Origin of the sequence: Mycobacterium uberis, from assembly GCF_003408705.1 — a bacterium.
Lineage (GTDB): Bacteria > Actinomycetota > Actinomycetes > Mycobacteriales > Mycobacteriaceae > Mycobacterium > Mycobacterium uberis.
The window spans coordinates 184877-205436 of the sequence record NZ_QAYL01000006.1 but is presented as its reverse complement, the minus strand read 5'-3'; the positions used below and the strand labels follow the sequence as shown (position 1 = coordinate 205436).

General features: G+C 54.0%; 15 protein-coding genes and 4 pseudogenes. 11 read left to right on the top strand and 8 right to left on the bottom strand.

The window, feature by feature from the left end:
• Window positions 1-1107: 1107 nt before the first annotated feature.
• The 4 genes and pseudogenes from MUBE_RS05435 to MUBE_RS19985 all read right to left on the bottom strand — a co-directional run bounded on the left by MUBE_RS05435 (window position 1108) and on the right by MUBE_RS19985 (window position 7140).
• A pseudogene (locus tag MUBE_RS05435) lies at window positions 1108-1965 on the bottom strand (SDR family NAD(P)-dependent oxidoreductase).
• Between the two features lie 1820 nt (window positions 1966-3785).
• Complete coding sequence (locus tag MUBE_RS05425) at window positions 3786-4592, bottom strand: SDR family NAD(P)-dependent oxidoreductase (RefSeq protein ID WP_116539757.1); 807 nt, start codon at window positions 4590-4592, stop codon at window positions 3786-3788.
• Window positions 4593-4696: 104 nt separating this feature from the next.
• Window positions 4697-5050 carry an SRPBCC family protein gene (locus MUBE_RS05420; protein WP_243632853.1) on the bottom strand — a complete coding sequence of 118 codons (354 nt, stop codon included), beginning with the start codon at window positions 5048-5050 and terminating at the stop codon, window positions 4697-4699.
• A 1973-nt stretch (window positions 5051-7023) separates the two neighbouring features.
• Entirely contained in the window at window positions 7024-7140 is a 117-nt protein-coding gene (locus tag MUBE_RS19985; protein WP_424399038.1) for a DUF2127 domain-containing protein, read from the bottom strand.
• 1056 nt (window positions 7141-8196) lie between these two features.
• Here MUBE_RS19985 and MUBE_RS15585 point away from each other — a divergent pair.
• From MUBE_RS15585 to MUBE_RS05385, 8 genes and pseudogenes are all read left to right on the top strand, one after another.
• Window positions 8197-8352, top strand: coding sequence for a hypothetical protein (locus tag MUBE_RS15585; RefSeq protein ID WP_165849714.1), 156 nt, complete (start codon window positions 8197-8199; stop codon window positions 8350-8352).
• A 146-nt stretch (window positions 8353-8498) separates the two neighbouring features.
• Window positions 8499-8651 carry a hypothetical protein gene (locus tag MUBE_RS15580; RefSeq protein WP_165849713.1) on the top strand — a complete coding sequence of 51 codons (153 nt, stop codon included), beginning with the start codon at window positions 8499-8501 and terminating at the stop codon, window positions 8649-8651.
• An 86-nt stretch (window positions 8652-8737) separates the two neighbouring features.
• Window positions 8738-8884 (top strand): hypothetical protein, encoded by a 147-nt coding sequence (locus MUBE_RS15575; RefSeq protein WP_165849712.1) that lies wholly within the window; start codon window positions 8738-8740, stop codon window positions 8882-8884.
• 18 nt (window positions 8885-8902) lie between these two features.
• A pseudogene (locus MUBE_RS19980) lies at window positions 8903-9112 on the top strand (P-type ATPase actuator domain-containing protein); the annotation flags it as partial.
• A 46-nt stretch (window positions 9113-9158) separates the two neighbouring features.
• A complete protein-coding gene (locus MUBE_RS15120) occupies window positions 9159-9416 on the top strand; it encodes a P-type ATPase actuator domain-containing protein (RefSeq protein WP_424399037.1) in 258 nt (85 codons plus the stop codon).
• Window positions 9413-9556 carry a hypothetical protein gene (locus MUBE_RS15570; RefSeq protein WP_165849711.1) on the top strand — a complete coding sequence of 48 codons (144 nt, stop codon included), beginning with the start codon at window positions 9413-9415 and terminating at the stop codon, window positions 9554-9556. The genes MUBE_RS15120 and MUBE_RS15570 overlap by 4 nt, the downstream gene beginning before the upstream one ends.
• Window positions 9557-9937: 381 nt before the next feature.
• Window positions 9938-10120, top strand: coding sequence for an HAD family hydrolase (locus MUBE_RS19975; RefSeq protein WP_116539753.1), 183 nt, complete (start codon window positions 9938-9940; stop codon window positions 10118-10120).
• A 457-nt stretch (window positions 10121-10577) separates the two neighbouring features.
• Window positions 10578-11966 carry an alpha/beta hydrolase gene (locus MUBE_RS05385; RefSeq protein WP_243632852.1) on the top strand — a complete coding sequence of 463 codons (1389 nt, stop codon included), beginning with the start codon at window positions 10578-10580 and terminating at the stop codon, window positions 11964-11966.
• A gap of 182 nt (window positions 11967-12148) precedes the next feature.
• On the opposite strand, the pseudogene MUBE_RS05380 reads toward MUBE_RS05385, so the two are convergent.
• A pseudogene (locus MUBE_RS05380) lies at window positions 12149-13060 on the bottom strand (glycoside hydrolase family 6 protein).
• Between the two features lie 52 nt (window positions 13061-13112).
• On the opposite strand from MUBE_RS05380, the gene MUBE_RS15115 reads away from it, so the two are divergent.
• Window positions 13113-13307 carry a hypothetical protein gene (locus tag MUBE_RS15115; protein WP_133297056.1) on the top strand — a complete coding sequence of 65 codons (195 nt, stop codon included), beginning with the start codon at window positions 13113-13115 and terminating at the stop codon, window positions 13305-13307.
• 173 nt (window positions 13308-13480) lie between these two features.
• Window positions 13481-14296 carry a polysaccharide deacetylase family protein gene (locus tag MUBE_RS05375; protein WP_116539814.1) on the top strand — a complete coding sequence of 272 codons (816 nt, stop codon included), beginning with the start codon at window positions 13481-13483 and terminating at the stop codon, window positions 14294-14296.
• A gap of 1049 nt (window positions 14297-15345) precedes the next feature.
• Here MUBE_RS05375 and MUBE_RS17365 read toward each other — a convergent pair.
• From MUBE_RS17365 to MUBE_RS05360, 3 genes and pseudogenes are all read right to left on the bottom strand, one after another.
• Window positions 15346-15537: a hypothetical protein gene (locus tag MUBE_RS17365; RefSeq protein WP_243632851.1), complete on the bottom strand. Its 192-nt coding sequence runs from the start codon at window positions 15535-15537 to the stop codon at window positions 15346-15348.
• A gap of 22 nt (window positions 15538-15559) precedes the next feature.
• Window positions 15560-16793 (bottom strand): annotated as a pseudogene (locus MUBE_RS05365) (acyl-CoA dehydrogenase family protein).
• A 462-nt stretch (window positions 16794-17255) separates the two neighbouring features.
• A complete protein-coding gene (locus tag MUBE_RS05360) occupies window positions 17256-19496 on the bottom strand; it encodes an NADP-dependent isocitrate dehydrogenase (protein WP_116539752.1) in 2241 nt (746 codons plus the stop codon).
• Window positions 19497-19942: 446 nt separating this feature from the next.
• Between MUBE_RS05360 and MUBE_RS17360 the strand changes: the two genes are divergently transcribed.
• Window positions 19943-20164 carry a hypothetical protein gene (locus MUBE_RS17360; RefSeq protein WP_243632850.1) on the top strand — a complete coding sequence of 74 codons (222 nt, stop codon included), beginning with the start codon at window positions 19943-19945 and terminating at the stop codon, window positions 20162-20164.
• Window positions 20165-20560 lie beyond the last annotated feature (396 nt).

Genomic DNA, 20560 nt, shown 5'->3' with positions numbered 1-20560 from the left:
GGTCACCGTTCGACCTGAGCGGCCTGCAACTTTAATCGAAGGTACGTACCAGGCATCCAACAACCGGCCTTACCACGGTTTTCGGAGCATGCCGTCGTCCAGCTTGGTGTCGCCAATGTGACGATGCCATCCTAGGTTGAGCAGGAGCCGTCGTAGAAAATGTCTTCGTATTCATCACACCAAGCTCGGATCGAGCCAATCACCGCTGGAGAACATCACCCACAGGGACAGCACGGGGTTGCGGGTTCGCACAGATCGGGGCCGGTCGAGGCTACTCGGCAGTACGGTCGTAACCACGCTCATGGGGTAAGCACACTGCAACGACGCCTGCGCGAGTACGATTTTCGGCATAAAAGTGCCGACAGGTTAACGCTGTTTCTACCAAGATTATAGTCGATATCAGCATATTTATCACAATGAAAAATATTCATTTTCAATGTTATTCACTAATAGATCCGAATCCGAGTGTGCTCAACAGTTGTCATGACCACGCCCACACTGGAACGCATTTGGAGTATGCTGTGTACTCCCCTGAGTGTTTCCGTCGTGCCTGAGATAAGGAAGACAGTCAGGCCCTACGACACAATCTTGAACGGCTGGACACTCTGTTGGGTGATTACGGTTACTAGGTCAATCACCACGATAGATTCATTGACCCGAGATACTTGCTTGGTAAATTCTAAGTCGGCGAACATGGCTCCTATTTAGTGCGCACTCCACATGCCTGCAAACGCGTCAGTGTGAAATTCGGTGTATCAAGAACACCGCGTCAGCACCCACCAGGACAGCGGCAAATACCACAGCAATAAAGTTGCATCAATCGAGGCACATGATCCCGACCGGCTGGCCCGCTCCAACACCGTCGCAGACTAGCTAGCGAACAAGCGATTCAATTTTCTACTACAATTCGCGGTAAGGCAACGCACCGTCGTCGAGTGACTGTAGTGCACTCTGGCCATTGCGCCGCCTATATACAGATTCGTGCCGCTCCGGCACCCTTAGCGGGCCAGTCGCAGCACAGCGATCGGGGCAGGGCGGACTAAGCAATCCGGAATGCAATAGTACCCAAGTCCACGGTGGCGACCATGCTGTCGGTTGACGTCGTCATTAAGAGTCCTTATCGCGCTCTCCCAAGGTCGGCGAAAACCGGCAGGCGACAAGCCGGGCCTCACGATCGGCGAGCCCGGCAAGCAACACCGAGGCCAACCCGGCCGGTCGTACCCAGGGCGGTTCGTTCATACGGGGCCGATCGATGATTACTTTGACGATCGCGTCGGTCGCCTCATCGGGATAGCAGCCCGGCAACCTGCGCAGGATCGGCGTCGGCTCGATCATCTGCCACACCGTCGGTGTGTAGTTCTAGTACCATGTTGCGCAGCCAGCGGTCGAAATCCCCTTTAGAGGCCTGGTGTAAGCACTCCATTGTGGACCAGGTTACGGTCGCACAACCACACTCGAGATGTTCGCGATGTGCCCGCCACCGTTCTTACACATAGCATGTAATACACCGAGCAGCAACTAAATCAACCTTGAGTGATTGATGTCGATGATACGTCGAAAAGCGTGAGCACGATTGTATTGGTGCTGTAGGGACCGGCGCAACGATTTACCGGCGTTGTTGACTAGGAGATCTAGCAGGTCGTGGTTCTAAATGATCTGCTTGGACAGCCCGTTGATGGTGACTTCCTCGGTCAGATCGGTCGGGTAAGCGAACGCTCTTCCACCTCCAGCTTTGATCGAAGTGGCGAAGTCGACGAACCGTTAAGCCAAGCAGACAATTACCAGCATGTTTACTCCTGCCGAAATCAACCTGCGCGCGGTTGTTTAACTAATTCCATACGAAGCTCCAGTCACCAGCACTGTTTTGCCGGAAACGGCCCTACGCAACTTATAGGGATTCGACATCTGCACCGAGTTGGCCGAAGTATAGATGACCGTCTTCAAGACTCGCTCTATCACGTGCATTCGCTTTCTATACTACTCGATTCGTAAACTAGCGCGTCAGTCTCTGACAAAGCCCTTATTACACATATAGAGTATCCGCCATGAACCTGGCGTTCCGGATAGCCGATACTGCATAGCAAGTCGAGTAATGGCCGCTGTAAACTTTGCTTATCGCCGATTCGGTGATAAGGTCATCGATCAGCTGTTCCTCGTCGGTGCTCACAGTGATGACTAACGAATGACGTAACAATTCTAGGCCAACACCATGTGACCATGGCGATATCCACACACGGGCATAGCAGCTGCACTGCTGGCTGCAATGCAGCACAGCTGTCACTAAGCGGAGTAACCATCTAATCGGCACCGCAGAGCACCGTCGTTTCCGCGACCTTGACAACCAAGTAGCAGGCCAGAACTCGCGCCGTGTAGATGAGTTGTTTGAGTCAAGTGTCGCTCGCTCATCGTTTGTTAGCAGCGGCTCAATCCTTACCAGCCGCTCGACGATCGCCGCTGTCAGCAGAGCTGGGTCTCCGTCTCCTTCGTAGAGAACCGTGGTGGTGTCGACGCATGCCATTCTGACCAAACCGATGATCGAGTAAACGATGCTGTCGATGTAGTCGCGCCAATCTCGTTAAGCGCTGATCAAAACCTTCTCGCGTCCTGGCCCGTTCACCAGTACGCATGACCCTTTCGCGTATTTGTCCACGACGTCCTGGCCTCTGTACACAATGGCAAGGTCGGCCAACCGAATGTTCTCGTCGTCACAGCGAATGACTGGTGGGTAGATAGAACCACGTTTTCGGGACGAAACCTCGTCTGACGCAGAACGTTAACCAGGCGGTGTGCAATCAGGGGCTCGCGTCGCGACGAACACATTGCCTACCCGATAGTCCAGTGCGAGCGTCTAGAGCGACCGGACGTGAATGCCAGAATCGTTTCCAGCAGCCCGCATAGCCAATACTTCCCCCTTTGCGTCCACACCAAGCTACCTTTTGGATGTTCTCCTCACGTCAGTCGGCCGAGTCGGCCGCACTATGTCCAAATATCATACCAACGGTACGTGCCGCGCTTCGAACACCGGCGCGGATCACCGCGATCCACAATCACGAAATCCGTCTGACCAGTTCGACCTAGACGTAGAAGTCTAGTTCCGCAATGACGACGATCGCGAAGGTATCGGCCGCATTGGTAAACGCGTGCTTCGCGCTACGCAACGGACAATGACCGAATTCTACGTTGCGCGCTGATAGCGCACTAAACGTGCTACGGCGGCAACATGCTCAACTCAGTGAGCGGCTTACCGGCGGTACTGATGACGACTTCGCGATTACAGGTTCCGATGTTCGCCGCCCGGACCAAACATATCTAAACACACCCGATCCGTTGCAAAACCCGATAGTTAGTGTCCAACGGAATCCATGGTCAATACGCACCATTAGTGATGGAGTCACCCTCGAAGGAAACTACCGGCCGTACCTCACTCACCGAATCGCTGAATTGTCCTGCGGATCCAGAAATTTATACTGCCCTATCGTACTCGAGGTTGTTCAGAATGAACATCCCCTTGCTGATACGGCTCTCACCAACTGGCGATGCTGGCCACATTACACTTATTCGTCAATGTCGGAATCCATCACCCAGAACACTACTTAAGGTGTCCGCACTGGACATGATCAGGCAGAAGTCATGGGCACAGGAAGCACTCGCGGTGATGGACGCAATGGGATACGAGCGGGCAACAATTTTCACCCCGACTTCACTTCATTGACTGGACTCTTTTCAGTGGGTCCACGGTAAGCTGTGATTCACAACGGACCTCCGGTCACGTTGGTGTGAACAGTTCAGTCGCGCTTCATAGCTGGGTGCCTGCGTGCCAGTAATGATGCTAGCAGCTGGGCTGGTGCGGCTCGGACAACTGCCGAAGCAATCCGGTTAACCCGGCCGGGAATCACGACGGCTTTGCCGGCTGCCAAACCGTCGATGCCAGCCTGGGCCACTTGGTCAGCGGGAACCCACATGACCTGCGGCAAGCTATTTTCGGCTTCTTCTTTGGTGAATCCAGCTGTGTCGCTGAAACCGGTGTCCACCGGCCCGGGGCACAGTGCGGTCGCGGTGACCCCGGTGCCACGCAGTTCACCGCGCAGGCTGTAGGTGTAGGACAACACGAACGCCTTAGCAGCGGCGTAGGCCGCTTGGCCAGGCAGGGGACCGAACGCAGCCATGGACGCCACGTTCAGCACGGCACCTCGACAACGCTCGACCATCCCCGGCAAGAACCTACTGCACAGTTCCACTACCGCTGCTACATCCACTTCGACTAGGTTAAGTTCTTGCTCAGGAACCGATTTCGCGACGAGTCCAAGCGTCGATATACCCGAATTATTAATCAGGATGTCGGGAACCAGGCCGAGCGCAGCAATCCGGTCGGTCAGGTCCACTCGAACCGTCCGGTCGGACAAATCGGCCGGCATAGGGTGTGCTCGTGGACCCAATCGTTCGGCAAGCTGCTTGAGGCGGTCAGTGTTACGGGCTACCAGCACGACCCGATAGCCACGCCGAAAAAGTATCCGGGCAAATTCCGCACCGATGCCCGACGAAGCGCCAGTTACGATTGCAGCACAATCGTTTCCCGATGGTGGAAGAACCATAAAGTGAACGTACCCGGACTGCAACGAAGGCGCTAGTTTGCTTTCATCAACCTTCGCTGACTTGCGCGAACCTAGCGAGGCGGTCTAGCGGCTCGCACAGACTCTCAATACGTCGTCGCACTAGCCCTTGCCAAACGAGTTTTGTCAGTCAACGATTGGCCAGTCGTAAATGTTTGAGTCACCGTGGTGAGTGCGACATTCATTGGTTTCAGCTCCCAGCGCCACAGGTAGTCGAGCAGCTGCTTCCCGAATTCTGCTGGCCACCAAGCAATCTTGCCGCTTTCAATGGATTCCACCACGTGGTTCTCCCGAACCGCACCACCGATCAACGTCATGAGGAAAACGTCGCCGACATAGCAGAAGCGCTGCCCAGGAGCAACCTGACGAGGACACTGTTGCCAGCTCAGTTCGGCTGACGAGTTAATAATCAGATCGAAAATTCGCTTCGCGCTTGTCAAGAACACACTGATGATGATAGCAACATGTTCGGAATGTCCAGATTCTATATTGATTAGATTGCAATCCAAACATGTCGTCGGTGTGCGGGGGATTTATCTAGTGCAGCGCAGGCAGTAGTTGCCGCAAGACACGGGCCGAATTGAGCACAACCTCTTTGACAAACATGTTGCATTTTAGCCCGAAACCGCCACCAACCATATCAGAAAGCGTACGAATCACCAGTCACGAGAAGTCAAACAATTAGCAAATCTATGCCAGCACACCGCCCCCCATATTCTTATGGTGAGACCGCCAAAGTAATTGTACAGTCGAGTTCGAGTGCGCTTGCAATGCTAACCAGTCGGGACGGTGTCACAGTGGACAGCATAAGCAGGACAAAATCCTCGCGATGGTACCGTCACCGACGCGCAGTTCGGGATCCAGCCCGCCGGCAATTCCGGTGAAAAAATTGTACGACAATAGGACACTAGAACATAGATAGCGAGCAGCGCTGCGACCAATCCCACATTGACCTTCCCATACCGGTTGTAGCCAGCATGAACAGTTACGTATTCATTTCGCCAGTCTCGAAATCGATATGGGTACTATCTTGGCAATTGGCTCCAGCTAGGACGCTACACAGCTACGCCAAGTCCTAGGGGATTGCACAGATGACACTGGGTCGTCACCACAGCGTTATCGGACCGCACTTGGATCTCCAATCACTAGACACCATCAGCCACCAACATCCTACATCACGTTATCATATCAACTGACAACACTAATGTTAGAGCAGCACTCAAATTCATCATGCAGTCACCACAGAACCCGCTTGCCCACGATTTGCTCAACGAAGTACTGGGTATGCTGCACTCTGCAGCCCTATTACCAGCGCTTAACAGCTTTACGCGCTTAACACCTTTACGTATGAGGTACGGATTTAGTGTCGAGCTGGCACAACTTGCTTCTCAACATGTTGAGCAACGCATTATATGTGTGCACCTTAATCGGGTTGACAAAATCAAAATTTATAGTGCTCTATATTATCCAGATCTTGATTATTATCACAGCCATTATCTATCATAAGATAGCTCAGCTAATCTCCTGATTCGATTTAAACGATATATTTTTTCGAATGGAATGTGTTGGAGTGAATATTACAAAAAACTGTGCTATGGCATGCGCCACAGCCCAATGCGGCACAACTAGCTTGTTACGCGATCCACGCCACCACATCCGTCATCGCAATCTCGTGAACTGGAACACAGTAACCTCCAACGCACTGAATTAATAAGGCTACTGACGTCCAGCAAGTCGTCATGAATGGAGTTCCAGTGTACCGGACATACTCGGCAACAGACGGCCAAGTTCGATCGAACTTCTAATGAATAGAAACAAGTCACTACACACATGATGGAACTGTGGAGTTAACCTCGCGCGCACTGCTACCGTCCCGCGTGCAGGATACACACACCGTCGTCTCATGATAAAGATGATGTAATCCGTATTGATGTTTCAAGTGATGGTTCGGGAAACCAACTGGATATCCAGGAACACTTCGTTACATGTATCTGTGTGCTGTGTGAACCGGAATCGATCCATTAGCGCCGACACTTTGTCGGTTGCAGCCACTACCACGTTGTCCTTTAAAATGCAAGAATTTCTGTTGCGACGGCAGGGACCTGGCGAGCTTTTAAGTAAGACAAAAGTTATAGACGAATTTGTTTGATGTTACTAAGCTACTATATGAATTTTACTAGTAATAAGAACTGTTCATCGATTAAATCTGAGATGTGGGTTCGACAACACACTGTACCATCACCAACCCGCTAATGCGCTAGGCAAATATCACCCACCATGCACCGAGCAACGTTGCATGCGGTTTCGGATGAGTTAAGTGCTTGTCACGCCGCGTTGGATGTTGAGCAACTGTTCACCGCACCATTCTTCAGTCGTAGGCTTTGCACCACCCTCACAGACCAAACAGTCACTTCTAGGCTAGCAGATAGACCACTGTTACCGCGTTGATAGTGCAAGTCGGCACTCGAGTCATCCGGATGCCCTTGACCAGATCATAGACTTCCAACGGCAGGAAAACCCGGGTGGCCACCACCCTGAAGTGGTCACCCTAGCGCTTTAGTAACCACAGGTCGATGCCTTCGCCAACTTCCAGCAATACGTTAGGTGGCTAGCACCAGGGATCAACATTGCCAACGTGAACGGTTTGGTGACCAGCACCGTTTCCAACTCATGTGCTACTAATCGTCTGGTCGACCTTGAATCTGACGTCGCGGAAGAGCGGCAGGTCGCGATCGAGGGTAGCTTGGATGCTCCCTCCTCACCGCGAAGCTTCCACACCGCGTACGCCGCCCACCCGAATCGCTACGCTCGTAACAAACGTTCAGCAGCGAGCGAGAAGATGGTAAATGACTAGTGTACAATCTTCGTGCTCATCATTAGCACATCTGCCGGATGTTCATTACCGCGCGATTCACCGAGAGATAATTCTTTGCAACGCAAGTAGCACCATACTTCACTTAGCTCGATGTTACCGCTGACTCATCCAGCGAGTGCCTCGTTGTCTGACCAATATATGACGTGTCCGACGAGCCAGTAGGTGATCAATTACTGCCAGTTCATGCCGCAATCTCTACGCATGACCAGTCATTTAATGCAGGCGGACCACTGCACAAGAGGACGCACATATTAGCGAAGCACCGGCTGCCAGAGCTTCCAAATTGTCGCGTAAACTCCTGTCGGTATATATTTCCAAAATGACTTCAATAATGTTCTGCTCGTGCATAAGTGAACAGCACTGCCTAAGGTAGGTACTTTCGATTGCAGTGAGCCAACAGCCGGAAACGTGGAAAATTGGTCCGGCAACTCCGAGGACAGCAGGTCAGATCCATCAGCCCAGCACCGGCGACGAAGTCGCCAAAGTTTTCCATAACACGGGGCTATGTGCCATGATTTTTCACACTCATGAGGAAACTAGTAGAAGACGTCGTCGCGCAACCATGGTCAAGACAAACGAATTTACTCCATCGGAATACTGATGCGGTTGGCTGATTGCCGCCGCTTCTTCGATGTGACACGTTCGGATGACCTGGATCTACTTTGCACCTAGCGTGTACAGCAGACGAACCGCCGCGATGAGAGCAACACCGTGACTAAGATCGAAAACCTGTACGGAGAAAATGACCATGGGTTGCTTTCAGCGATCAAGATTGGCATTGAAAAATGGAACCATGGTAGTGAACTCGTCGAGTACCTGATCCAGAGTCTGTTGCACCTGGGTGGGCATCTCATCGCTAGCCAATAAGGTTTCGACCAACTGGGTAGCCTGTGCTAACGTGGGCGTCGTTCAGTCGACACCGCTTGACTGTCGCGATGCTGTTCGCCGTCCCGGGAATTGCCATGACAATGCTCCCGGTCCTGCAGTTCCGCAACTGGTAATGGACACCCCTGATGATGACCGCGCCAGTTATTATCCGGGTGGGCCCACCCTCCCGTGTTAACCAATCTCAATACAACGCGGTCACTATAAACACCGTGGTTTCTGTGGGAATTCTGTCGGCGTTTCTGTGGTCGCTGTATGCGCTGCTCTTCGGGACGGCTTAAAGAAGTCAATTCTATATCATTCCCTTGAGCTGACCGTAACCCGAAGCGACAACGCGGCCAACCTTTATTTTGAAATAGCCACGGAAGTGACGCTGCTTATTTTAGCATGCCGATACTTTGAGAAGCGCTCTAAGTGGCGCGCCGAGGCGGCGTTGCGTGTCCTGCTAGAGCTCGGTGCCAAAGATGTCGCGTTACTGCGCGACGGATCCGAAATCCGCTTCCCCATCGACTAACTCGGAGCGGGCGACGAGTTCGCTATGCGCCCTGGCAAGAAGATCACCGCCGATGAGATCATCGTCTCAAGCTCATCGGCCGTTGACGTCTCAATGCTTACCGGCGAATCCGTCCTCGTCAAGATCGGCCGGGGCAACGCTGTCATGAGTGCCACCATGAAGACTGGGGGGCATTTTATCTTGCTTATCAACCGATTCGGCAACGACATCCCGCTGGCACAGATGGCCAAGCTCGTCGAAGCGACTCAGTCAAGCAAGGCCGAAGTCCAGCGACTTGCAGACCGGGTTTGTCGGTGTGTTTGTTTCGATCGTCATCGCTATCGCACTAACCACCTTCGGGGTGTGGCTCGGTTCCGGTTTTCCGATCACCGTGGCGCTGACGGCGGTGGTCGCGGTGCTGATCATCTTCTGCCCCTGTGTGCTTGGGCTAGCGACTTCAACCGCACTGTTGGTCGGTATCGGTCGCGCGGCTCAATTCAGTGTTCTCATCAAAGGCCCTGAAGTGCTGGAATCGCCCGCAAAATCGATATGATCATACTCGACAAGACCGGCACCGTGTCTGCCGACAAGATGACTCTCGCCGACGTGATCATTGCAGGAAGCACCGATCGCACAACACTGCTGTATTGTACCGGGGCATTAGAAGATACCTCCCAAGAATTCCATCGTTGAAGCAATCATCAAAATTCAGTATACATAATCGATCTCTCTTCCCGCTCCTGACGACTTAACCAAGTTGGAAAGCAAAGGAGCACAAAACAGTGTCGACGGTCAGGCCGTTCTCGTCGGCCGAGAGAACCTGCTGACCGATGGCAACAAAATTGGGAACAGTAATTGGAACCAACCTTTTCGGCGGCCAAAGTCCAAGTAGAGAGCGATAGCAAAACGACCGTCGCAGTCGGTTGGGATGGTCGCACCCGCAGAATTCTGGTGATCGTCGATACCGTCAAACCCGCCAACGCTGAAACCATCCGACAGCTCAAACGCCTAGGCCTTAAAGTCGATGGTGCTCACCGATGACAACAAGACCGTCGCACAGCTCATCTTCGACAAATTAGACAAGTTACTATAGCGCACGTCACCGTAGGCACGACGCCGGCCGACAAAGCCACCGCCGTAAAGCGCTTGCAATCGGAGGACCAGGTGGTTGCCATGGTTGACGATGGCGTGAACGACGCCGCGGCTCTAGCCACCGCTGATCTCGGACTAGCCATAGGCAGTGGTGTCAACGTGTAGCGATCGAAGCCGCTGATCTCACCCTGGTTCACGAAGATTTACGGGCTGCCGCAGATGCGATCCGACTCTCCTGCCGGATACTTGCCACAATTAAGATGGATTTATATTGGGTTTTCGGCTATAAACTTCGCCGCGATCCCGCTAGCCGCGCTCAGCTTGCTAAATGCCATGCCGGCCAGCGCTATGATGGCTTTTCCAGCGCCTTATGTTGTCAGAAAGAGCCTGCGACTGTGCTCAGTCACCAGTATTTGAGTGAAAACCTTGTTGGCCCTGTGCAATGTCGACAACGCCAATGACGTAACCGGCGCAGGGAGCGTAGTAATCGCATCGGCAGTGCGAGCGGATTGGATTCCGAAGGCTTTGGGCAAAATCCAAGGCGGTACTGGTATGGGATAGTTGGTACTGTTGCGCACCTACCCGACCCGCGCAACCATCGGATTAGCGAAAGCCACGACTGTTGCGCCTCGTTACTGAACAACTGTCTTTGCTGCACGGCTGGTTGCCTGCGGCAGTACAAGGTTTCACTCTATTCATGGTCATCAATGCGATAGAGTGGACTAGGCGGCGCTGGCTTATGCGGACACTGCCGCTTGCGCTAGTTCTCGCGGCCGCCGTGACGGCGCTGGCGTACTGGTACATCACCTCGATCGGGGTTGCTGGCGACCCAGCACCAACATCGCTGTGGCTGTGGATAGCTTTAAGTGGACTTGCTGCAGCTGTGCTTTTGTTGGGCTGGCCAGGTGCCCGCTGGCGGTGCCGCGGACTGGCGATGCTGTCGGTACCGCTGTGCGTACTGTGCGCGGCTTTGGCGTTAAACCTGTGGGTTGGTTACTTCCCCACGGTACATGCTGCATGGAACCAGCTGACGGCCGGGCCCTTGCCTGACCAGATCGATCGGCTGCGCGTCACCAAAATGCAGATCGCCGGGACTAAACCGACCAAGGGCGTCGTGGTGCCGGTGAACATTAGCGCCGCCGCTTCCGGTTTTCCCCACCGCCAGGAGCTGGTGTATCTGCCCCCGGCATGGTTCAACAGCAATCCACCACCCCGACTCCCGACAGTCATGATGATAAGCTCTGCTTTTAACACTCCCGCGGACTGGCTGCGTGCTGGGGGTGGCTTCGACACCATTGACAACTTCGCTGCCCGCCATCACGGCTTCGCCCCGGTGCTAGTGTTCGTTGACCCCACCGGCTCGTTCGACAACGACACCGAGTGCGTCAACGGGATACGCGGTAACGCCGCCGACCATCTAACGAAAGATGTTGTGCCGTTCATGGTCTCGAATTTCGGGGTGAGCGCCGACCGAGCCAACTGGGGCATTGCCGGCTGGTCGATGGGTGGTACATGCGCCATAGACTTAACCGTCATGCATCCAGACATGTTCAGTGCGTTCGTGGACATTGCCGGTGATCTGCGCCCCAACACAGGAACCAAGGAGCAAACCATCGCCGAGCTGTTCGGCGGTAACTCTGCGGCCTGGGCTGCTTTCGACCCGATCACGGTTATGACTCGACACGGTCACTACACTGGGGTGTCGGGGTGGTTCGATGTTCCCGCAGCGACGAGCCCGACCAACCTTGCTCAGGTGACCAACCCCACCAGGAGCCCCACTATCGACTCCGTCGCCAACCCGGAAGATCAAGACGCTGCCGCCTACTCGCTGTGTGGCGTCGCTGCGGCCAATGGGATCAATTGCGCAGTAGTTACCCAGCCTGGCAGACACGACTGGCCATTTGCTGCCCAGGCGTTCGCCGTGTCACTGCCCTGGCTGGCCGCGGAGTTGGGGACCCCCTATACCCAGCCCTCACAGTTGCCGACACGCAACTCAGGGGTGCCTGAGTAATCCGGGTACCGGATGACATGCAGCTCGATTATTGAGTATCCGATGCAACCAGTGACCAGGGAAACCCAAGAGCCAGCAATCATATATGTGCATATATGTGGCCAAGCTCTTAGCGCAACAACGACAGCCACAGGTTGGCAAGTCGTCAATGCCGGTGGTGAGATATTAAATATGAAGTCCTCTTACTGGCCCGCATGGCGGGTCAGATCGATGGCGAACTGACTCACGAAGATGCCCGCCGGCGAACCACCTTTGTTACATGTTCCATCGAATTCACCGGGAAGTTTGATCCACAATTAGGCGTTAGTTTGTGCACCTGCGGGAGCCGCGGTAGGTGGCGTGCCTAGTACTCAGCCACTCGGGTTGTACCAGTTGAACACGGAGTTGAGCGTTGATCCGACACCATTGCGCGGCGTGTCAATCACGTAATGCGAACCATCACTGGACTCCAAAATCGCTTCGCTGTAACAATTTTCGTCCTAGATAGTGAAAAATCTGCAGTGTCGAGACGAAAACCTCGTGTACGGGCAACATCGGCCTGATTGATCCTGGCGGCTATGTCCTCGATACTGTGTCGGCGTAGATGACCACCGTCGACGTACATGGCCGCAGGCCGGATTACGGATCAGCGTGTCGACGGCGTAGCGAATCCAGTCATACGCTGGTCATCCGACAGGCAATCGGCCATCGCGAATACATCGGGTTCGATGATGACTGACGCCGGCGACGAGCCCGGGTCGGTGGCCTGAACCCGCCAGTAGCGAAGCTGCCGCAGTCGCGGTGCGGGATTCTGTACAGTCGTAAACACCGGCAAGACACCTGTAGCCGCTGTCTCATTGGTGTACTTGGCGACCGTAGCTACCGAAGAGCCTGGGACGATTCAATACACCTGCGGCATGTTGCCGATGGCAGTGAACTCCGGACTCGGCAGATCGGCATACTGCGCGGCACGTATAACCGCTGAGATGGGATTGACTAATAAGAGCATACCGCGCCAAGCGCAGCGCCGAAGCGAGACCAACTTACGCCGGATCATTCAGAAAACCCATACCAATAACGGCCGAAACAGTGAAAAAGGATACGATCCACCACACGACTGCACCATCGGTTTAGAAAGTCGCTCTAACAAATTAACGTTCCAGAGCATTGAGCGTCAAACCGTCGACGGCACGTGATGATGTGATCGGCGCTTGGCGTGGTAACGGTATCGTGGTGCTCGAATTCCACCACCTCACCCACTACCGAGCACCCGAACACTTCTCAACCGTGGTGGGAGGAAATGTCCTCGACGGTCAACTACGAGTCTTCGACGAGAAGAAGCGGCTGACCTGCTGGAACTAATCCAGCATACTGTCACTGCTAGTGATATGGTTTGCCTCTGTGGAGGCGGACAGTGGCATAGGCATACCGCAAGCGGGCTTGTCTATCGTGCACAGCACCGCAAACCACCTCGCAATGAGCAGGTCGGGGTGGCGGGATCCCTCATTGTGCGCACGTGTGATCAAGGCCATGCCGTGTCAGAGTTAAACCGACGTCGTTTCTTAGGCACGCTTGCCGCGGCCACCGTGACCAGCATCGGCGCTGCACGCCTGTTAATCAACCCGCAATTGCGAACATTCACCCAAGCGCCGGTGACTGTCGAGCTGACGACGGCTCCCAGCGCCGCAGGATTATTGCCGCCGCCACCAACTAGTGCACGTATCCTGTTGCCTGGCGGCGGCGCACTATCCAAGATCCCAGGTCGTAGTGATCTGCTCGCACTGACCGTCGACGACGGCGTCAACACTGAGGTAGTGCGTGCCTACACGCAGTTCGCCAAAGACACCGGGATACGGCTGACGTTTTTCGTCAACGGGGTCTACGACTCCTGGACCGACAATATGTCGATGTTGCGACCGTTGGTGGAATCTGGCCAGATCCAACTTGGCAACCATACCTGGTCTCACCCAGATCTGACGAAAATGACGAAAAACGAGATCGCTAAACAACTCACACGCAATGGTAATTTCTTGAAGAAGAATTACGGGATCGGCGCGAAACCATACTGGCGCCCACCGTATGCTAAACACAACGCCACTATCGATGCAGTGGCCGCTGACCTCGGATACACGGTTCCAACCTTATGGTCGGGTTCGCTGTCGGACTCCACGTTGATCACCGAAGACTACATCGTGAAAATGGCTGACCAGTACTTTATCCCGCAAGCCATCGTAATCGGACACCTCAACCACCTACCGGTCACCCACGTCTACCCGCAACTCGTCGACATCATCCGCTCGCGAAATCTTCGTACTGTCACTCTTAACGATGTATTCCTCAAAACTTCGTAGCGCCCACCAATATGCGGTCCACATTACGGGTAATCGAAAATCCGTTGGGCAATGCAATACGCCACTTAAAAAGTGTAGCATATAGTGCATCACAAACCGCAAACAGCCGATCGGCCACGACAAATGCCGCCGGATCATCGATTCGCGTCAGCCCTGCCCCGGCGAGCCCGCGTCACCTGGTAGGACGACGGTCAGCTCCTCAATTCCGACATATAGTTGGGCGCACCCGCCCGTCAATTCAACACCGCCGCCAGCGGTTGGTAGAGCTAGCCGAGTTTTACAGCAAAAGCGTGTCACGAACTGAAATGGTGACGGCACCATCTCCAACACATCGACACGCTGAGAGTGTCTGGCGGGTATCGACGACGCGGAGCCGGGTTTCATTAGGAACCACCGACCAGCAAGCAACCAAGATAACGGATCATCGACCTGCAACGTCCAGAGAACACCACGCGGTCAATCAGATCGAGCCCAAGCAGGAAACGCGACAGCCCCAGATAGGATTCTGTAGTAGGTGCGAAAAAGTCCTCTAGCACAAGGTTCGCTATTCGCTGATGCACCACGTTTCGATGTCGACAGGTCGATACCGAGTGAAAAACGATTCGGTTCCCACTGCGTCGTACACCACGACATACTAAGCCGTCGAAGAGAATTCGGTGCGCACTCGCATGCCCTGCCATCTACACTGGCGGGCAGTCAGTAGTTCCGGCACGATACGGACGATTCTCGGCGTAGATCCGCGATAGGACAGTCCACGCCTCAGTTACGTCGAAATAGTCACACCGGACCGCCAGCTCCGACATGAGAGACATAACGCCGCACGTGCCGTCTGAACCTCCACGTTTTACCACGAACTCACGACGTCATCGCTATACGGCTCGTAGTGAGTCGCCTCCGGCTCCCGCAACGTGACGACCACCTCACTGCGTGCAGCAATGTCGCGCAATTGATACTTGATCATCTTATTAAGAATTCTTTTTAAGTGTAGAATAACGGAATTCCGATGCATGTTACAGCGACGTGCCCGACGATTGCTCCGCCGGAAAACGCTAGTCCACTTGTTGCGGAATCAATTGCGCATCGACAAATGTGACTGCAATACGGTAAGGTCCAACCAGCTCTGCGGTCTGGCTGGGCCTGCAATTTGGCAGGGACCGCAGCTCGACCATGGCAGTGTGAAACATGTTCGCCACAGCAGTAATGCCATCCTCGAGATCGGGAACCTGGATCTCGGTAGTCATACCATCACCACGATTGATGCCCTCAGCGGATGAACAGAACCGTCAACGCCCACGAAACCACCAGGTATTGGATTTCGTTGGCACACTGGAAGATCGTGAAGATCTTCTCATCGCGGTGCATCCTCTCCCCTCGGGTAGTCACGGGTGTAACCATTGCCGCTCAGGCGCTGGATAACTTCGTCGGTGACATAAACCGCGGTCTCGCTTATCACCAGCTTGGCCGTAAAACCCTCCACCAAGTCGAAGATCTGCTTATTTCTCGTAATCCAGCCAATCCGCCACACCATCAGACGAGCAGTGTCGGTCCTGTATTGCATAGCTGCCAACTGGAACGCGACCACGTGTAATTCACCGATACCTCCGTCTGAATTGCTCGCCCTGGTAGGCATATTTAAGGGAAATCATAATCAACTCTAACCATTCCGACAGCCATTACGCTGACACTGGGCCTGGTCGCTCGAAGATCTTCATCATTGCCTCCCTCCGCGAAAGAACCGAATTTGACCAAGGCGATCCAGGTGTCGAACTTTTTCCGACCATCGAAAATGTAATCCTCAGACAAACAAATATCGTTGAATACCACTTCGGTGGTGTGCAAAGCGTGGATCTCATGCTTTTTAATTTCTGTCCCTGGGATAAATCTTTAGTGTCCGCAGTAATGACGAACGTGGTTTAGCCACACGTGCTCAATTCCGGGATAGACTGATGCCACCACGATGTGCGCATTTGGTGATACCGCCGGTAGTCGACCAAGTCTTGGCGCCATTGAAAAACCACTCGTGGGTCTACTCGTCGTAGAATGCTCGGGTGAGAATGTCGCCGACGTCAGAATCCGAGCCGGGCTCAGATGAACAGAACGAGCTGAGCTTGTGCTCATCGAACATACCGACCTTTCGGGAAGTCAGCAGCCCAGCTGTTCAAGAGTTCTGTTGTCCGCCAACGCCGCTGCAGCGAGTCCGGTGCCTGGTAATAGTAGAGAGCGGATACCGGCGTCGCCCCAGAACATCTCTTAGAACACGGTTAGCATAGCCAGCCCGGTCGGTCAGATCAGAGGCCTGCTGACCGAAGAACTCCAAGAAGTAGAGGCCTACCTTCGCGGCCTCATGGATCACCGGACAAGGCTTTGCCTCGCGTTCGTCCTATTCAGCTGCAGTGGGGTGGATGATCTCGTCCGCGAACTTATACACCCAATCACACCGTGGCTCAACTGCCGGAAAAGTATCATTACTATACTCTTGAAATAAATTGTTAATCATGGATTTTCAAAATTTCTGTGGCGAAGTTTTTCTATATAGCACACTCGACCCCGACGCCAGACCCAAAGCCCGCTGAACGTAGTCCACCGATGTTGCCCAATACTCTTTAACAGCAAAGAGCTTTATTGTCGCAGTCAGTAGTCTGTCACATCCCGACGTGAGTACATCACTCACTGACTGTTGGGGTAAGAGCGGTCTGTCGCGTGAACCCGGAGGTCAGTCGTTCTGGCTAGCTAATCCTGAATAGCAATGCTTGTACAGGGGATTTGAAGATTCTTCAGGCATCGAAATTGCATACTGCACTAGCCTTCTAATGACGTGTCATCGTAAAAGCTTAAATGTCTGTCGCGGTCGTCAATCTGCATAACCTGCCCCAGTCGCTGGTGTTGTCTACCTTCGTATTTCAATAGGTGAATTCACAACTCAGTGACAGCGACACGCAGGTTGAAGAAGTGGGGTATCTTAACCGCCTTGTACCGCCTTCAGTGCGGCATTGAACACTGCGCTGGGTCGCATCACCGCCGCGGCCATTTCAGCGTCCGGCGCATAGTAGCCGCCGATATTGACCGCCTTACCTTGAACTTCGTTGAGCTCGGCCACAATGGCGGCTTCGTTCTTGGCCAACGTCTCGGCGAGTGGGGTGAAGTGTTCCCGCAGCTGCTGGTCATCGGCTTGCGCAGCGAGTCCTTGCGCCCAATACAGGGCAAGGTAGAACTGACTTCCACGGTTATCGAGCTCACCGGCTTTGCGCGACGGACTCTTCTTGTTGTCCAGTAGTTTGCCAATTGCGGCATCCATTGTCTTAGCCAAGATATTGGCACGCTTATTGCCGGTCTTTATGCCCAAGTCTTCCAGACTGACGGCCAGCGCGAGGAACTCACCCAACGAATCCCACCGCAGATGATTCTCTTCGACCAGCTGCTTGACGTGCTTGGGCGCCGATCCACCCGCACCAGTTTCATACATCCCGCCACCAGCCATCAGCGGTACGATGGACAACATCTTGGCGCTGGTACCTAGCTCCAGGATCGGAAACAGGTCTGTCAGGTAGTCCCGCAGGATGTTGCCGGTGGCGGCGATGGTATCTAACCCACGGATCAGACGTTCACACGTGTAACGCATAGAGCGCACTTGCGACATGATCTGGATATCGAGACCGCTGGTGTCATGGTCCTCCAGATACGTCCGGACTTTCTTGATCAGCTCGTTCTCGTGTGGACGGTAAGGGTCGAGCCAAAACAACACCGGCATGCCGGAGTTGCGTGTCCGGGTTACGGCTAGCTTGACCCAGTCGCGAATTGCTGCGTCGGTTACGACGCACAAACGCCAAATATCGCCGGTTTCCACATTCTGTGTCAGCAGCACCTCATCCGTCGTGAGGTCCACGATATTGGCGATACCGTCTTCGGGAACCTCGAATGTCTTGTCGTGCGAACCGTACTCTTCGGCCTGCTGCGCCATGAGGCCAACGTTGGGGACGGTGCCCATAGTCACTGGATCGAAAGCGCCGTTGGTTTTGCAGAAGTTGATGATTTCCTGGTAAATGCGCGAAAAAGTGGATTCGGGATTCACGGCCTTTGTGTCTTTGGTCCGCCCGTCGGCACCATACATCTTGCCGCCCGCACGGATCATCGCTGGCATCGACGCGTCCACGATGACATCACTGGGCGAATGAAAGTTCGAGATTCCGCGCGCTGAATCGACCATGGCCAGTTCGGGTCGGTGCTCGTGGCACGCGTGCAGGTCCTGGACGATCTCATCACGTTGCGATGCAGGCAACGTCTCGATCTTGCTATAGAGATCGACTAACCCGTTGTTGACGTTTACCCCCAGTTCATCGAACAGCGCCTGGTGCTTGGCGAAGGCTTCCTTGTAAAAGGTTTTCACCGCGTGACCGAAGACGATGGGATGGGATACCTTCATCATCGTCGCCTTGACGTGTAATGAGAACATCACGCCGGTCTTGCGAGCGTCCTCCATCTGCTCCTCGTAGAATTCGCACAAGGCCTTCTTGCTCATAAACATGCTGTCGATAACGTCGCCGTTCTGTAGCGATACCTTGGGTTTAAGCACGATCGTCTTGCCACTCTTGGTGACCAACTCCATCTTCACATCTCGCGCGCGGTCTAAAGTCATCGACTTCTCGCCGTGATAAAAGTCGCCATGCCGCATGGTTGCGACGTGCGTTCGCGAAGCCATCGACCATTCGCCCATACTATGCGGGTTGTTGCGTGCGTACTCCTTCACCACCTTGGGTGCACGTCGATCGGAATTACCTTCCCGCAACACCGGGTTCACCGCGCTGCCAAGGCATTTGCCATAGCGGTTAAGGATGTCGATTTCCTGGTCGGACTTCGGATCTTGCGGATAGTCTGGAAGCTTGAAGCCCTTAGCTTGTAACTCCTTGACGGCGGCCACCAACTGCGGCACTGAGGCACTAATATTAGGTAGTTTGATGATGTTGGTGTCCGGTAACTGCGTTAACCGGCTCAGTTCTGCCAAATTGTCAGGCACACGTTGCTCTTCGGTCAGGTAATCAGGAAACTCGGCCAGGATACGTGCCGCCACGGAGATGTCGCTGGTCTGGACTTTGATACCCGCCGGCTCAGTAAAAACACGCACTATCGGCAGAAAAGCGTAGGTCGCCAACAATGGCGCCTCGTCAGTCAGCGTGTAAATGATGGTCGGCTGCTCGGCGCTCATGATTGTCCTCCCGGCGTACCTGTTGGTCAGATGTTGAGGGCTCTGCGTTGTAGCAGCGGTTACTAGTATTACGGCCCTACATCCGCAGCAAGCGTGCGGCTGCCGTTAGTTGGGCGGTGCACCGCCGCACAGCTGCAGCTGCGTGCGTCAACGGCCGCCCTTTAACGCCTACACCAGGCCTCCGCTCATCGTTCGGCAATAAGGTGGCACTGATTCAGCCACTGCTTCTGCGTAGGGCTGGGCATGCCGCCGTCGACAGACGGCTAGACGCATCTCATGCCCGCAGTCGATAGCCAAGTCGGGTAAAGTAAAAGGTTAAAAAAGCGGGCAGAGCAAAACGCTGCCAGAGCATGCTACCGGCTCAACCACACTCGTGGATCCATTACTACCGAGACGAACTCAATGATGGAGCCCCGCATAACGTATGTTTAGGGATACGGCCGCCAATGCACGCGCTGTTACTGCGCACGCATCGTCATCGTTGGGCAACTACCGGTGGTGCTGTCGTATCTACCCTGGGTACGTGGATGTGGATTGGCGTCACTAACGACCCGGACAGTCAGCTTGACTGCCGACTTGATTCGGTCAGCAGCCTCGGCGATATTGGCACATCGTTCGACGGTGTACAGCAGACCATCTCCGTCGGCTCACACCGGACGTCAACTTAGTACTTACTGCACGTATTGGCAGAGTGACCGTGTCGATTCCTGACACTATCATCTTGACTAAATTAGTAAACAAATATTTTAACACCGCCTATCAACGGCGTTGCAATACCGTATCTGCATCTTCTAAAAAGGTCCGGACTCAATTGCCTTAGCGGCATCGTCAACCGAAGTGCAATATAGGATAAACAAACTTCATCCGCGGGTGTTGTCTATGTTTTGCCAGCGTTATCGGCGGAACAATTTTAGTCGTGTTGAGTGATCTCGTTGATCATGGTCTATCCATTCCTCCTGTTAGCCTGGTAAACGTGTGCCATTAACACCAGATCTCATCCAGAAAAAGTTCAAGTTCGTGGCGGGCGTGAAGTCGTCGAGTTCGCCAAGGCAGTCGAGGGAATG